The sequence below is a fragment of the Streptomyces anandii JCM 4720 genome, assembly GCF_014650655.1.
GTDB classification, from domain to species: Bacteria; Actinomycetota; Actinomycetes; order Streptomycetales; family Streptomycetaceae; genus Streptomyces; species Streptomyces anandii.
Map to the genome: position 1 here is coordinate 251096 of NZ_BMVJ01000011.1, position 14794 is coordinate 265889.

The 14794-nt window shown below is 69.3% G+C and carries 14 protein-coding genes and 1 tRNA gene; 7 read left to right on the plus strand and 8 right to left on the minus strand.

Annotated features, from left to right (window positions below; translation table 11 throughout):
* Window positions 1-304: 304 nt before the first annotated feature.
* A tRNA-Leu gene (locus tag IE249_RS21385) sits at window positions 305-391 on the minus strand.
* Window positions 392-883: 492 nt separating this feature from the next.
* On the opposite strand from IE249_RS21385, the gene IE249_RS21390 reads away from it, so the two are divergent.
* The 6 genes from IE249_RS21390 to pknB all read left to right on the plus strand — a co-directional run bounded on the left by IE249_RS21390 (window position 884) and on the right by pknB (window position 9108).
* Entirely contained in the window at window positions 884-1750 is an 867-nt protein-coding gene (locus IE249_RS21390) for an FHA domain-containing protein (protein WP_189706854.1), read from the plus strand.
* 10 nt (window positions 1751-1760) lie between these two features.
* Window positions 1761-2282, plus strand: a complete 522-nt coding sequence (locus IE249_RS21395) for an FHA domain-containing protein FhaB/FipA (protein WP_189706856.1) — start codon at window positions 1761-1763, stop codon at window positions 2280-2282.
* Window positions 2283-2410: 128 nt separating this feature from the next.
* Entirely contained in the window at window positions 2411-3988 is a 1578-nt protein-coding gene (locus IE249_RS21400; RefSeq protein ID WP_189706857.1) for a Stp1/IreP family PP2C-type Ser/Thr phosphatase, read from the plus strand.
* Window positions 3989-4015: 27 nt separating this feature from the next.
* Window positions 4016-5452: an FtsW/RodA/SpoVE family cell cycle protein gene (locus IE249_RS21405; RefSeq protein WP_189706860.1), complete on the plus strand. Its 1437-nt coding sequence runs from the start codon at window positions 4016-4018 to the stop codon at window positions 5450-5452.
* On the plus strand, window positions 5449-6933 hold the full coding sequence (locus IE249_RS21410) for a peptidoglycan D,D-transpeptidase FtsI family protein (protein ID WP_189706862.1): 1485 nt from the start codon (window positions 5449-5451) through the stop codon (window positions 6931-6933). The genes IE249_RS21405 and IE249_RS21410 overlap by 4 nt, the downstream gene beginning before the upstream one ends.
* A 171-nt stretch (window positions 6934-7104) precedes the next feature.
* Window positions 7105-9108: a Stk1 family PASTA domain-containing Ser/Thr kinase gene (gene pknB, locus IE249_RS21415; RefSeq protein WP_189706864.1), complete on the plus strand. Its 2004-nt coding sequence runs from the start codon at window positions 7105-7107 to the stop codon at window positions 9106-9108.
* A gap of 77 nt (window positions 9109-9185) precedes the next feature.
* On the opposite strand, the gene IE249_RS21420 is transcribed toward pknB, so the two are convergent.
* From IE249_RS21420 to IE249_RS21445, 6 genes are read right to left on the minus strand one after another with little or no spacing between them, the layout of a single operon-like run.
* Window positions 9186-9935, minus strand: a complete 750-nt coding sequence (locus IE249_RS21420) for a class E sortase (protein WP_189706934.1) — start codon at window positions 9933-9935, stop codon at window positions 9186-9188.
* A 14-nt stretch (window positions 9936-9949) separates the two neighbouring features.
* A complete protein-coding gene (locus IE249_RS21425) occupies window positions 9950-11092 on the minus strand; it encodes a class E sortase (protein WP_189706866.1) in 1143 nt (380 codons plus the stop codon).
* Window positions 11089-11727 (minus strand): aminodeoxychorismate/anthranilate synthase component II, encoded by a 639-nt coding sequence (locus IE249_RS21430; protein ID WP_189706868.1) that lies wholly within the window; start codon window positions 11725-11727, stop codon window positions 11089-11091. Before IE249_RS21430 ends, IE249_RS21425 begins: the two co-directional genes overlap by 4 nt.
* Entirely contained in the window at window positions 11724-11885 is a 162-nt protein-coding gene (locus IE249_RS21435) for a hypothetical protein (protein ID WP_189706870.1), read from the minus strand. The genes IE249_RS21430 and IE249_RS21435 overlap by 4 nt, the downstream gene beginning before the upstream one ends.
* Before the next feature lie 52 nt (window positions 11886-11937).
* Complete coding sequence (locus tag IE249_RS21440) at window positions 11938-12630, minus strand: class E sortase (protein ID WP_189706872.1); 693 nt, start codon at window positions 12628-12630, stop codon at window positions 11938-11940.
* A 25-nt stretch (window positions 12631-12655) separates the two neighbouring features.
* Complete coding sequence (locus IE249_RS21445; protein WP_189706874.1) at window positions 12656-13435, minus strand: DUF881 domain-containing protein; 780 nt, start codon at window positions 13433-13435, stop codon at window positions 12656-12658.
* A 142-nt stretch (window positions 13436-13577) separates the two neighbouring features.
* Here IE249_RS21445 and crgA point away from each other — a divergent pair, with 142 nt between their 5' ends.
* Window positions 13578-13832, plus strand: coding sequence for a cell division protein CrgA (crgA, locus tag IE249_RS21450; protein ID WP_189706876.1), 255 nt, complete (start codon window positions 13578-13580; stop codon window positions 13830-13832).
* A gap of 269 nt (window positions 13833-14101) precedes the next feature.
* Here crgA and IE249_RS21455 read toward each other — a convergent pair.
* A partial coding sequence (locus IE249_RS21455; RefSeq protein ID WP_229858937.1) for a rhomboid family intramembrane serine protease occupies window positions 14102-14794 on the minus strand: 693 nt, incomplete at its 5' end.

Here is a 14794-nt window from a genome sequence, read left to right on the forward strand (position 1 = left end):
AACCCCGTCACCACCGGCACCCGCCCCCGGTACCCCCCGCCGTCCGCTCCGGCCGCCGTAGCCGTGACCTCGGTCATCCCGACCGCCCTCCCCGTCTGTCCGCGTGCGATCAACGCGCCCCGACGGTACAGCCGACCCGGCCACGCGCACACCGGCTCCGCCCGCCACCGGGCACCGGCCGGCCTTGAGACCTTCCTCACAGCGGCGGAGGGACCGTCACCGGGGTGAGAGCGCACAGGTAAGAACGCATAAAGAAAAAAGCGGAAGGCCCGGCATCGTCCGAGACGATGCCGGGCCTTCCGGCTGGTGCGCGAGGGGGGAGTTGAACCCCCACGCCCTTGCGGGCACTGGAACCTGAATCCAGCGCGTCTGCCTATTCCGCCACCCGCGCATTGGGTGTGTCCTTGGCCCTTGCCCCTTGGGGCCCGGCGCCTTCCGACATCCAGAACATTAGCACGCCGTCCGGGGTGGGTTCACATCCCTTTCCCCGGGCAGGCGCCACCCCGAGCACCCGCGCCGGCCTGGCGAAGACCGGCCCCCGCCCACTCCCCTGGAGGCCCCCGCTCCGTATCAACCTGTGCCTGTTCACGTATCAACCTCGTACCGGTAGCACCGGTGGCCCCGGGAGGCGGGCGAGTACCACGGCCGGGTGCGGGACACTGGTCTGCAGCCGCCTCTACGATCCTGGGCAGAAGTACGGCGGCACGCACGGCGGGAAGCACAGCGGGAAGCAACGGCGAGAAGCACGGCGGAAGCAGGCGCCGACACCGGTCGGCGGGGCCGACGGGGGGAACCAGCCGATTTACCGGCGCGTGGATACGATCAGTAAGCAGTACCGGGTAAGCAGGACGCAACACGACGGCAACGACGGAGGAGGTGCCCCATGGGAGTCCTGAAGAAGTTCGAGCAGCGTCTCGAAGGTCTGGTCAACGGCACCTTCGCCAAGGTCTTCAAGTCCGAGGTCCAGCCGGTGGAGATCGCGGGCGCGCTCCAGCGCGAGTGCGACAACAACGCGACCATCTGGAACCGCGACCGCACGGTCGTGCCCAACGACTTCATCGTCGAGCTCAGCGCGCCCGACTACGAGCGCCTGAGCCCGTACTCCGGCCAGCTCGGCGACGAGCTCGCCGGCATGGTGCGCGACTACGCCAAGCAGCAGCGCTACACCTTCATGGGCCCGATCAAGGTCCACCTGGAGAAGGCGGAGGACCTCGACACCGGTCTGTACCGGGTGCGCAGCCGCACACTCGCCTCCTCCAGCAGCCAGCAGGCCCACCAGGGGCCCGCCGCGGGCCCGGCCGGCCGTCCCGGCGCCCCCGGCGGCTACGGCTACCCGCCCGCCGCAGGCCCGGCCGCCGCGCCGCCCATGCCGGCCGCGCCGCCGCCCGGCGGCCGCCCCGGCGGCTACGGCTACCCGCAGCCCGCCTCCCAGCGGCCCACGCAGGCCCCCGGCGCGAGCGCCGGCGGCCGCCCCCGCTACTGGATCGAGATCAACGGCAACCGCCATCAGATCTCCCGCCCGACGCTGGTGCTGGGCCGCAGCACCGACGCCGACGTGCGGATCGACGACCCCGGCGTCTCCCGCCGGCACTGCGAGATCCGGACCGGAACGCCCTCGACGATCCAGGATCTCGGGTCCACCAACGGCATCGTGGTGGACGGGCAGCACACCACCCGCGCTACGCTCCGCGACGGCTCGCGGATCGTCGTGGGCAGCACCACCGTTATCTATAGGCAAGCCGAAGGGTGAAGCGGGGGCAATGTCAGAGCTGACCCTCACGGTCATGCGGCTGGGTTTCCTGGCCGTACTGTGGCTGTTCGTGATCGTGGCCGTGCAGGTCATCCGCAGCGACCTGTTCGGTACGCGCGTCACCCAGCGCGGCGCCCGCCGCGAGGCCGCCCGGCCGCAGCAGGCCGCCCGCCAGGCCGCCGCGCCTCCGCAGCAGCGCGGACAGCAGGCCGGCGGCGGCGGACGGCAGCGCCGCAACGCCCCCACCAAGCTCGTGGTGACCGAGGGCACACTCACCGGCACCACGGTCGCGCTGCAGGGCCAGACCATCACCCTGGGCCGCGCGCACGACTCCACGATCGTGCTGGACGACGACTACGCCTCCAGCAGGCATGCCAGGATCTATCCGGACCGCGACGGCCAGTGGATCGTCGAGGACCTCGGATCCACCAACGGCACGTACCTGGACCGGTCCCGGCTGACGACTCCCACGCCGATCCCGCTGGGCGCGCCGATCCGCATCGGCAAGACCGTCATCGAGCTGCGGAAGTAGTACTACGTCATGAAAGAGTGCGAGCGGAGCGAGCACGCAACGGCGGCCGGCACCCCGGGCCCCGGCGCGCTCCCGACCGGAGGGTGGGCACCGTGCGGATGTACCCGGAGCCGACGGGCGAGGTGCGCATGAGTCTGTCACTGCGCTTCGCCGCCGGATCGCACAAAGGCATGATCCGCGAGGGCAACGAGGACTCCGGTTACGCCGGTCCGCGCCTGCTCGCGATCGCCGACGGCATGGGCGGCCAGGCCGCCGGTGAGGTCGCCTCCTCCGAGGTGATCTCCACCATCGTCGCCCTCGACGACGACGTTCCCGGCTCCGACCTGCTCACCTCGCTCGGCCAGGCCGTGCAGCGCGCCAACGACCAACTGCGTGCCATGGTCGAGGAGGACCCCCAGCTCGAGGGCATGGGCACCACGCTCACCGCCCTGCTGTGGACCGGCCAGCGGCTCGGCCTCGTGCACGTCGGCGACTCGCGCGCGTACCTGCTGCGCGACGGCGTGCTCACACAGATCACACAGGACCACACCTGGGTGCAGCGCCTCGTCGACGAGGGACGCATCACCGAGGAGGAGGCCAGCACCCACCCGCAGCGCGCCCTGCTGATGCGCGCCCTCGGCAGCGGCGAGCACGTCGAGCCCGACCTGTCCGTCCGCGAGGTCCGCGCCGGCGACCGCTACCTGATCTGCTCCGACGGCCTGTCCGGCGTCGTCTCCCACCAGACGATGGAGGAGACCCTCGCCAGCTACCAGGGCCCGCACGAGACCGTGCAGGAGCTGATCCAGCTCGCGCTGCGCGGCGGCGGCCCGGACAACATCACCGTGATCGTCGCCGACGTGCTGGACCTGGACACCGGCGACACCCTCGCCGGGCAGCTGTCCGACACCCCGGTCGTGGTCGGCGCGGTCGCCGAGAACCAGCACCACCTGCACGACAACGGCATCATGCAGACCCCGGCCGGCCGTGCCTCCGGCCTCGGCCGCCGGCTGCCGGGGCAGGGCGGCGGGGGCGGCGAGTTCGGCCCGCCCGGCTCCGGCGACACCACCGGCTACGTCCCGGCCGCGGGCTTCGGCGGCTACGACGACGAGGACTTCGTCAAGCCCAGGAAGAGCCGCAAGTGGCTCAAGAGATCCTTCTACGGCGTCCTCGCGCTCGCCGTGATCGGCGGCGGGCTGTACGGCGGCTACCGCTGGACGCAGACGCAGTACTTCGTCGGCGCCAACGACGAGCACGTGGCGCTCTATCGGGGCATCAGCCAGGACCTGGCGTGGGTGAAGCTGTCCGAGGTGCAGAAGGACCACCCCGAGATCGAACTCAAGTACCTGCCGCCCTACCAGCAGAAGCAGGTGAAGGCCACGATCGCCGAGGGCGGTCTGGACGAGGCCCGCAAGAAGGTCGACGAGCTGTCCGTGCAGGCCTCCGCCTGCAAGAAGGAGGCCGAGCGCCGCGTCGCCGAGTCCCAGAACAGCTCCAAGACGGCCCAGGGCAGGACCAAGGGCACCACCGGCGCCGGCGCCACCACGGGAACCACCCGCACCGCCTTCACGTCCAAGGCGACGCCGACGCCGAACCCATCGGCGTCGTCCAAGTCCCCGTCGTCCCCGTCCACGTCTCCGTCCAAGTCCGCGACCGCGCCCACTCCCAGCCCCGGCCCCACTCTCTCGGAGGAAGAGCAGAAGGTCGTCTCGCTGTGCGGTAAGCAGTAGGCAAGCCGTGAGAGGCCCTGTCACACGATGAGCAGTACTACAAACCCGTCGACGCACCACACGTCCACGATCGGCGCCATCGGCGCGCCCAGCCGCCGCAACACCGAGCTGGCACTGCTGGTCTTCGCGGTCGCCATCCCGGTGTTCGCCTACGCCAACGTGGGCCTGGCCATCAACAACCAAGTGCCCTCAGGACTGCTGAGCTACGGCCTGGGCCTGGGTCTGCTGGCCGGCGTCGCCCACCTCGTCGTGCGCAAGTTCGCGCCGTACGCGGACCCGCTGCTGCTGCCGCTGGCCACCCTGCTCAACGGGCTCGGGCTGGTCGTCATCTGGCGTCTGGACCAGTCCAAGCTGCTGCAGTCCATCAAGCAGGCGGGCACCGCCGCGCCCCGGCAGCTGCTCTACACGGCGATGGGCATCGCCCTGTTCATCGTGGTGCTGATCTTCCTCAAGGACCACAGGGTCCTGCAGCGCTACACGTACATCTCCATGGTCGGCGCGCTGTTCCTGCTGCTGCTGCCGCTGGTGCCGGGCCTGGGCGCCAACATCTACGGCGCCAAGATCTGGATCTCGGTCGCCGGTTTCTCCATCCAGCCCGGTGAGTTCGCCAAGATCGTGCTCGCGATCTTCTTCGCCGGCTACCTGATGGTGAAGCGCGACGCGCTCGCTCTGGCCAGCCGCCGCTTCATGGGCCTGTACCTGCCGCGCGGCCGCGACCTCGGCCCGATCCTTGTGGTCTGGTTCATCTCGATCCTCATCCTGGTCTTCGAGACGGACCTCGGCACCTCGCTGCTGTTCTTCGGAATGTTCGTCATCATGCTGTACGTCGCCACCGAGCGGACCAGCTGGATCGTCTTCGGTCTGCTGATGTCCGCGGCCGGCGCCGTAGGCGTGGCGAGCTTCGAACCCCACGTGAAGATGCGTGTCCAGGCGTGGCTGGACCCGATGAAGGAGTACACGCTCAGCCAGGCCGGCGTCGGCGGCCACTCCGAGCAGTCGATGCAGGCGCTGTGGGCCTTCGGCTCCGGCGGCACCCTCGGCTCCGGGCTCGGCCAGGGCCACTCCGACCTCATCCGGTTCGCCGCCAACTCCGACTTCATCCTCGCCACCTTCGGCGAGGAGCTGGGCCTGGCCGGGATCATGGCGCTGCTGCTGATCTACGGCCTGATCGTGGAGCGCGGCGTGCGCACCGCGCTGGCGGCCCGCGACCCGTTCGGCAAGCTGCTGGCCATCGGCCTCTCGGGCGCCTTCGCGCTGCAGGTGTTCGTGGTCTCCGGCGGTGTGATGGGCCTCATCCCGCTCACCGGTATGACGATGCCCTTCGTCGCGTACGGCGGTTCGTCGGTGATCGCCAACTGGGCGCTCGTCGGCATCCTCATCAGGATCAGCGACACCGCGCGCCGCCCGGCGCCCGCCCCCGCCTCCAACCCCGATGCCGAGATGACCCAGGTGGTCCGCCCGTGAACAAGCCCCTGCGCCGGATCGCGATCTTCTGCGGCCTCCTGGTCCTCACCCTGCTGATCCGTGACAACTGGCTCCAGTACGTCAAGGCGGACAGCCTCAAGAACGACGACAAGAACCGCCGCGTCACCATCGCCCGCTACTCCACCCCGCGCGGCGACATCATCGTCGGCGGCAACCCGGTCACCGGGTCGACCGAGACCAAGAGCAACGGCCTCAACGACCTGAAGTACAAGCGGACCTACAAGAACGGCCCCATGTGGGCGCCCGTCACCGGCTACGCCTCCCAGGCCTTCGGCGCCAACCAGCTGGAGAACATCGAGGACGGCATCCTCACCGGCAACGACGACCGGCTGTTCTTCCGCAACACCCTGGACATGATCACCGGCAAGCCCAAGCAGGGCGGCAACGTGGTCACCACGCTGAACGCGGCCGCGCAGAAGGCGGCGTACAACGGTCTGAAGAACACCGGCGGCAAGGGCGCCGCGGTCGCGCTGGACCCCTCCACCGGCAAGATCCTCGCGCTCGCCTCCTACCCCTCCTACGACCCGTCGTCCTTCGCCGGCACCTCCAACAAGGACGCCGAGGCCTGGAAGAAGCTCCAGAAGAACGCCAACCCGGCCGACCCGATGCTGAACCGGGCGCTGCGCGAGACCTACCCGCCCGGCTCCACCTTCAAGGTGGTCACCGCGGCGGCCGCGCTGGAGAACGGGCTGTACAAGTCCGCGGACGAGGCGACCGACTCCCCGCTGCCGTACACGCTGCCCGACACCCACACCGAGCTGAAGAACGAGGGCAACATCCCCTGCAAGAACGCCACCATGCGTGAGGCGCTGCGGGTGTCCTGCAACACCGTCTTCGGCAAGATCGGCGCCGACCTCGGCAAGGACAAGATGCTCGAGGAGGCGAAGAAGTTCGGCTTCGACGCCGAGCAGTACACGCCGGTGCGCACGGCGGCCTCCAACTTCCCCGAGGAGATGAACCGGCCCTCGACCGCGCTCAGCTCCATCGGCCAGTTCGAGACCGCGGCGACCCCGCTGCAGATGGCCATGGTGGCCTCCGCCGTCGCCAACGACGGCAAGCTGATGAAGCCCTACATGGTCGACATGCTCCAGACGCCGAACCTCGACCCGCTGGAGAAGACCGAGCCGCAGGAGCTGGGCCGCCCGCTGTCGGCGCAGAACGCGCAGGTCCTGCAGTCGATGATGGAGACCGTCGTCAAGGACGGAACCGGCAAGAACGCGCAGATCCCGAACGTCACCGTGGGCGGAAAGACCGGTACCGCCCAGCACGGCGTCGCCAACAGCGCGAACCCCTACGCCTGGTTCATCTCCTACGCCAAGCTGCCCGACGGCAGCTCGCCGGTCGCGGTGGCGGTCGTGGTCGAGGACGAGAACGCCAACCGCGACGACATCTCCGGCGGCGGCCTCGCGGCGCCCATCGCCAAGAGCGTGATGGAGGCGGTCATCAACTCCAAGAAGTGACCCCGCTCACGTCCCCTTCACATCGGTGCACGTTGCGATACCGGTCCTGTATCGGGTGACGGGCTTGGCCAGGTCACACAGAGCGAGCCGGGTACGGTAGGCCCGGACGGCAGCTCCGACGGCACTCAGGTGGTGCCGGTCGGGACCGACGGAGAGGGCTGGTAGGTAGCTATGGAAGAGCCGCGTCGCCTCGGCGGCCGGTACGAGCTGGGCCAGGTGCTCGGCCGTGGTGGCATGGCGGAGGTGTACCTCGCGCACGACACCCGGCTCGGCCGCACCGTGGCGGTGAAGACCCTGCGCGCCGACCTGGCGCGCGACCCTTCCTTCCAGGCCAGGTTCCGCCGGGAGGCCCAGTCGGCCGCCTCGCTCAACCATCCCGCGATCGTCGCGGTCTACGACACGGGCGAGGACTACATCGACGGGGTCTCGATCCCGTACATCGTCATGGAGTACGTGGACGGCTCCACGCTCCGTGAGCTTCTCCACTCCGGCCGCAAGCTGCTGCCCGAGCGGGCCATGGAGATGACCATCGGCATCCTCCAGGGCCTGGAGTACGCCCACCGCAACGGCATCGTCCACCGCGACATCAAGCCGGCCAACGTCATGCTGACGCGCAACGGCCAGGTCAAGGTGATGGACTTCGGCATCGCCCGGGCCATGGGCGACTCCGGCATGACCATGACCCAGACGGCCGCGGTGATCGGCACCGCCCAGTACCTCTCGCCCGAGCAGGCCAAGGGCGAGCAGGTCGACGCCCGCTCGGACCTGTACTCGACGGGTTGCCTGCTCTACGAGCTGCTGACGGTACGGCCGCCCTTCGTGGGCGACTCCCCGGTCGCGGTCGCCTACCAGCACGTGCGCGAGGAGCCGCAGCCGCCGAGCGTCTTCGATCCCGAGATCACGCCCGAGATGGACGCGATCGTGCTGCGGGCGCTGGTCAAGGACCCCGACTACCGCTACCAGTCGGCCGACGACATGCGCGCCGACATCGAGGCCTGCCTCGACGGCCAGCCGGTCGCGGCCACCGCCGCCATGGGCTCCGTGGGCTACGGCGGCTACCCCGACGACCAGCCGACCACGGCCCTGCGCTCCGAGGGCGGCGCCGCCGCGGCGACCACCATGCTGCCGCCCATGAACCCGGACGACGGCGGCTACGGCTACGACGACCGCCCCGACCGCCGCCGCCAGCAGAAGAAGTCCAACACCTCGACGATCCTGCTGGTCGTCGCCGGCATCCTGGTCCTCGTCGGCGCCATCCTGCTCGGCAAGTGGGCCGTGAGCGGTCACGGCGCGGGCAACGACACGGTCGCCGTGCCCAACTTCGTCGGCCAGACGAAGAACGACGCCAAGGACTCGGCCGACAACGTCGGCCTCAAGGTGACGTTCACCCCGAAGACCTGCGACAACCAGCCCAAGAACCACATCTGCAGCCAGGACACCCAGCCCAAGGAAGAGGTCAAGAAGGGCACCAGCATCGCCCTGACGGTCTCGACCGGTGCGCCGAAGGTCCAGGTGCCGAGCGTGACGGGGCTGAGCCTCGACGACGCCAAGTCCAAGCTGCAGGGTGACGACTACAAGTTCAACGTCGTGACCAAGTACCGCGAGTCCGGCGAGGACCCGAACACGGTCCTGGAGCAGAACCCGGTGAACGGCAAGGAGGTCGAGAAGGGCACCACGGTCACCCTCGTCGTCTCCAAGGCGGTCGAGAAGGTCACGGTCCCCGACGTCTCGAACCAGACCTGCGACGCCGCCAAGCAGCAGATGCAGGCCAACGGCCTCACCGGCAACTGCACCGAGGTGGACACCAGCGACCCCAACCAGGTCGGCAAGGTCATCCAGACGGCCCCCTCGATCGGCACCCAGGTCCAGAAGGGCTCGCAGGTCAACATCCAGATCGGCAAGCAGGCCCAGCAGCAGAAGACCCCGGTGCCGAGGGTGATCGGTCAGACGGTGGCGCAGGCCCGGCAGACCCTCCAGGCGGCCGGCTTCACCAACATCCAGTTCCAGCCCGGCAGCAGCCAGGACGACAACGCGTTCGTGATCAACCAGGACCCGAGGCCGAACCAGCAGGTCGACAACCCCGGCGCCACGACGATCACCCTCCAGACCATCGGAGGCGGCGGCAACAACGGCGGGAACAACGGAGGCAACGGCAACGGAGGCATCTTCGGCTGACCGCGGTCACCCGCGGCCGACCATCCGCTCCGTCCGCACAGGCGCCGGCCACGTTCCCGTGGCCGGCGCCTGCCGCGTCAGCGCAGTTCCCTCGGCGGGGTGCGCTTGCTGTCGACCTTGTCGACGCGGACCAGTTCGCCCCAGACCACGTAGCGGTAGCGGGACGTGTAGACCGGGGTGCAGGTCGTCAGGGTGATGTAGTGGCCGGGCTTGGTGACGCCCGACTCCCTGGGGACCGCGGAGAGGACCCTGACGTTGAACTTCGAGGTCTCGTCGAGGATGGCGTAGACCTTGTAGACGTACCACTTGTCGCGGGTCTCGAAGACGATCGGGTCGCCCTTGCTCACCTTGTCGATGTTGTGGAACTTCGCGCCGTGGCCGTCCCGGTGCGCGGCGAGGGCGAAGTTGCCGGTGCCCTTGGCCGTCGGGAGGGTCGCCTTGACCGGGTCGGTGTAGTAGCCGGCCACGCCGTCGTTGAGGACGTCGGTCGAGGTGCCCTTCTTGACCAGGACCTCGCCGTTCCTCATCGACGGCACGTGCAGGAAGCCGATGCCGTCCTTGGTGTCCAGGGCGCCGGGGCCGCCGGGCGCGGACTGGGCCCACTCGTCGCGGATCCTGTGGCCCTGCTGGTCGGCCTTGCGGTCCGCTATGACGTTGGTCCACCACAGGGAGTAGACGACGAACAGGCCGAGAACCAGGCCCGCCGTGATGAGGAGTTCACCGAGGACGCTGACGGCGAGGGCCAGCGGGCGGGTGCCCCTGCGGCGCGCGGCCGGGGCCGGGCCGTCCTCGATGTGCTCTGCCGTGTCGTCCGTGGTCGCTGCCACTGTCTTCATCTGCCCTAACTGACGAGCGCATCCGGCTTGCCCTTGCTGCGCGGCCGTTCCTCCACCATCCTGCCCCAGACGATCAACCGGTACTTGCTGGTGAACTCCGGCGTGCAGGTGGTCAGCGTGATGTAGCGGCCGGGCCCGGTGAAGCCCGACCCCTTGGGGACCGGGTCGAGGACACTGGTGTTCGCCGGTGACGTCACCGGCAGCGTCGACGTCATCTTGTAGACGAAGTACGTGTCCTGCGTCTCCACCACGATGGGGTCGCCCGGCTTGAGCCTGTTGATGTACCGGAAAGGCTCCCCGTGGGTGTTGCGGTGGCCCGCGAGCCCGAAGTTGCCGGTCCTGGCGTCGGGCATCGCCGTGTTGAGGTCGCCGCGCCCGTAGTGCCCGACCATGCCCTTGTCGAGCACCTTGGACTTGCTGGTGCCCTCGGCGATAGGCACGACCACGTCCAGCGTGGGGATGTGCAGGATGGCGAAGCCCTGCCCCGGTTCGAAGACACCCGGGCTGCGCTTGCCGCTCGCCCAGTCGTTCTGCAGCTGGTGCGCCTCGTTGCCCGCCTCGGCGTGCGCCCGGATGTTGGTCCACCACAGCTGGTAGGTGACGAAGAGGAGCATCACCACGCCGGTGGTGATGAACACCTCGCCGACGATCCGGCTGATGAGGACCCCGGGACTCGGTTTGCGCGCCCGGGCCTGGCGGCGGGCCTCCACCCGGGACAGCGGCCGGGACGACCGGGCGTCCTCCTCGCGGCCCCGGGGCGTTCCCGCCGCCGCGCCCCCGTGACGGCCGTGGCGGCCCTTGGCTGCCTTTCTGCGGGCCGCGCGGCCGCCCGGTGGGGCGGGAGTGGCCGCAGTGGCCGATGGGACGTCAGACGCCGGCTCAGGGAGCCGCAGCGCCATCGTCTCGTCGTCCGCGGGAGCCGGAGCGGACGGCCCGGGGGGCGGACCGGGAGAGTCGTACCCGGGGAACGGGCCGGGGGACGCGTACCCGGGAGGCTGGTACCCGGGAGACTGGCCGGGAGAGGCGTACTGCGCCGCCGAGCCACGCGGGTCGTACGGCGCCGAGGCGTACGGCTCCCGGGAGGCGTCGTAGGCCCCCGTGCCGTACCACTCGGCGCCGGACTCGCGCTCGGGGCGCAGCGCGGTCACGCCGTGGCCCTGCCCACCACCGGGGCGAGCCCCGCCGACCTCGCCACGGCTCCCTGGTCCCCGCATTCCACGAGCCAGTTGGCCAGCATCCGGTGCCCGTGCTCGGTCAGCACCGACTCGGGGTGGAACTGCACGCCTTCGACGGGCAGTTCGCGGTGGCGCAGGCCCATGATGATGCCGTCGTGCGTACGGGCCGTGACCTCCAGCTCGGCGGGCACGGTGGCCGGCTCGGCGGCCAGGGAGTGGTAGCGGGTCGCGGTGAAGGGCGAGGGCAGCCCGGCGAAGACGCCCTTGCCCCCGTGCTCCACCGGCGAGGTCTTGCCGTGCAGCAGCTCGGGCGCCCGGTCCACCACACCGCCGTACGCCACCTGCATGGACTGCATGCCCAGGCACACGCCGAAGACGGGGACGCCGGTGGCGGCGCAGTGGCGGACCATGTCGACGCAGACCCCGGCCTGTTCGGGCGTGCCGGGACCCGGGGAGAGCAGCACCCCGTCGAAGCCGTCCTGGGCGTGCGCGGTCGACACCTCGTCGTTGCGCAGCACCTCGCACTCGGCGCCCAGCTGGTACAGGTACTGGACCAGGTTGAAGACGAAGCTGTCGTAGTTGTCGACGACGAGAATCCGCGCGCTCACTGGTTGTCCACCGTCACATCGTTGAAGGGAAGCAGCGGTTCGGCCCACGGGAAGACGTACTGGAACAGGACGTAGACCACGGCCAGGACGAGCAGAGTCGAGACCAGCGCCTTCACCCACGCGTTCCCCGGCAGATGCCGCCAGATCCAGCCGTACATGCCGTCCCTTCCGTCTTCCCACGGCACCGGATTCACGCCGTACGCCACCAGACTAACGGCGCAGGGCCCTCGGTTTCCCGGCCTCCACGGGCTGTGTGGAGTCCAGGTGCGCCCAGACGATCAGCCGGTGACTGTGCCCCCATTCGGGATCGCACGTGGTCAGCGTCAGATAGCGGCCGGGACGCGTGTACCCGGACTTACGTGGCACAGGGTCGATCACCTCAACGTCCGCGGGCACGGTTTTGTAAGGGCCTTTGTCGATCCGATACGTGAACCAGGTGGACCCGTCCGTCAGTACGACCGCGTCACCCGGGCGCAGTCGGGGGAAGTCCTTGAACGGATCGCCGTAGGTGCGCCGGTGGCCGGCGACGGCGAAGTTGCCGGTCTGCCCCAGCCGCGCGGTGCCCGCGTAGTGGCCGAGCCCCTTCTTCAGGGTGCCGGTCTCGGTGCCCTGGAGCACGGGCTTGTTCCACGTGAAACCGAGCCGCGGGATGTACATGATCGCGAAGGGCCGGCCGCTGACGTAGGGAACGGTCCGCGGCCCGGCGGCCGCGGCCGACGGGCCACCCGCCGCATGTCCGCCGGCCGCCGTCCTCGACCACTGCCGGTGCAGCTCGTCGATCTGGTCGCGCATCACGGTGTCGGCCCGCACACCGGTCCAGAACAGCACGTAGACCACGAACAGCACGATCAGGCTGCCGACGGTGACGCAGAGCTCGCTGACGGTCCTGACGATCACGCGCACCGGCGGCTCCTGTGCGGAGACTGGGCTACTTCACGGGCTTCGCGTAGTGCAGGTCCACTGTGCCCGAGTAGCCGGGCAGAGTCACCGTCCCGTCGTCGGTGACTTTCCAGCCGAGGCCGTAGACGTTGACGTACACCATGTAGTTCTGGATCGCCGGGGAGTCCGCGAGCGCCTGCTGGAGCTTCCCGGGGTCGCCCACCGCGGTGATCTTGTACGGCGGCGAGTAGACGCGGCCCTGGAGGATCAGCGTGTTGCCCACGCAGCGCACGGCGCTGGTGGAGATCAGCCGCTGGTCCATGACCTTGATCCCCTTGGCACCGCCGTTCCACAGCGCGTTGACGACCGCCTGGAGGTCCTGCTGGTGGATGACCAGGTAGTCGGGCTGGGGCTCGGGGTAGCCGGGGAGCTTGGCGGTGGCGTTGGGCGGGGCGTCGTTGAGTGTGACCGTGACGGCCTTGCCGCGCACCGGACGGGTTCCCGCGCTGTCCTCCAGGCCGGTGAGCTTCTCGTCCTGGGCCTTGGTGCTGCCGTCGTCGCGCTCGGCGAGGGACTCGACGTCGTCGCGCAGGGTCGCGTTGGACTCGTCCAGTTCCTTGTTCTTGCGGCTGCGTTCCTGGATGAGGTCGGACAGCTTCAGCAGGGAGGTGTCCGTGCGGATATTGGTGCCTTTGGCCGTGTTGAAACTGGTGAAGAAAATGAGACCGGCGAGGGCGAACACGGCCACGGTGAGGATCCGCACGGGCCGGAAGCGGCGGGTGCGGGCCGGACCGTCGCCCGTTGCCGGGGAGTCGGCGGAATTGCTCAACGTACCCTTATCTCCTTCGGCGCCGCGGAAGCACTACGCTAACGGACGCCCGGGGGAGCGTTCGGAGTCCCCTTGTACGCTGCTTCCGGGCCAGCCAGTTTTCCCTGCGCGGCCATGCAGCGCATCGACAGGAGAGACCCTCGTGCCGAAGTCACGTATCCGCAAGAAGGCCGACTACACGCCGCCGCCCGCCAAGCAGGCGGCGGCCATCAAGCTGGACAGCCGCGGCTGGGTCGCGCCGGTCATGCTGGCGATGTTCATCCTCGGCCTGGCCTGGATCGTCCTGTTCTATGTGACGGACGGCACGCTGCCCATCAAGGCGCTGGGTAACTGGAACATCGTGGTGGGCTTCGGCTTCATCGCCGCCGGATTCGGCGTCTCCACTCAGTGGAAGTAAGCGCGTCCCCGACGCGTCCTTGAGCTGAGCACTGCTCTGCCCACGGCTATCCGCTGAGTTATCCACAGGCTTGTGGAATTACCTGGGGAAAAGCCGACGATCTGTGGATAACCCGTCGGCCGTTGACGCCGGTACGACTGTCCCACTACTCGGCGAAGCAGCCCACGCCCCCTGTCTGACCTGCGCGAACACGGTCCGGTGACAGGGGGCACAGCTGTTCCCACACACTGTGCACAAGATCCGCCACCGACTGTGGACAACCGGTCGCCTCAGGTGAGCTGAGCCGTTCTGACCAGCGTCATCACGATGACCGCCGCCAGCACCAGGGCACAGGTTCCGTACTGCACAACGGCCCGCCGGCTGCGCGGCGGGTGCACCATCGCGTACCCGATGACGACGCCCGCGACCAGGCCGCCGATGTGCGCCTGCCAGGCGATGTTGAAGCCCGGGCTGAAGGTGATGACCAGGTTGATCACCAGCAGGGCGATGATCGGCCGCATGTCGTAGTTCCGCCGGCGCAGCAGCACCGCCATCGCGCCGAACAGCCCGAAGATCGCGCCCGATGCGCCGAGCGAGGGCTGGTTGGGCGCGGCGAGCAGATAGCTGAGCGCACTGCCGGCCAGTCCGCAGACGACGTAGAGCACGATGTAACGGACACGGCCGAGGGCGGCCTCCAGCGGGCCGCCGATCCACCACAGGCTGAGCATGTTGAACAGGATGTGGAGGTAGCTGCCGTGCAGGAACATCGCGGTCAGCAGCCGGTACCACTGCCCCTGGGCAATGCCCTCCACCGAGCCGAGCAGCGGCACATAGGCCTGGCCGAGCAGCTCGAACCGCTCGGTGAAGCGGTCGCCGATGGCCGTCTGGGCCAGGAAGAAGGCGAGGTTGAGACCGATCAGCACCTTGGTGACGAGCCGGGGGTCGGTCGCGACGGTGCCGCCGGCCAGGGTGCGCGGCGCGCT

What these genes read in the sequence shown, in the direction of transcription:
- IE249_RS21390 (WP_189706854.1), top strand. Translation starts at nt 884, where the DNA reads ATGGGAGTCCTGAAGAAGTTCGAGCAGCGTCTCGAAGGTCTGGTCAAC.
- IE249_RS21395 (WP_189706856.1), top strand. Translation starts at nt 1,761, where the DNA reads ATGTCAGAGCTGACCCTCACGGTCATGCGGCTGGGTTTCCTGGCCGTA.
- IE249_RS21400 (WP_189706857.1), top strand. Translation starts at nt 2,411, where the DNA reads ATGAGTCTGTCACTGCGCTTCGCCGCCGGATCGCACAAAGGCATGATC.
- IE249_RS21405 (WP_189706860.1), top strand. Translation starts at nt 4,016, where the DNA reads ATGAGCAGTACTACAAACCCGTCGACGCACCACACGTCCACGATCGGC.
- pknB (WP_189706864.1), top strand. Translation starts at nt 7,105, where the DNA reads ATGGAAGAGCCGCGTCGCCTCGGCGGCCGGTACGAGCTGGGCCAGGTG.
- IE249_RS21435 (WP_189706870.1), bottom strand. Translation starts at nt 11,885, where the DNA reads ATGTACGGCTGGATCTGGCGGCATCTGCCGGGGAACGCGTGGGTGAAG.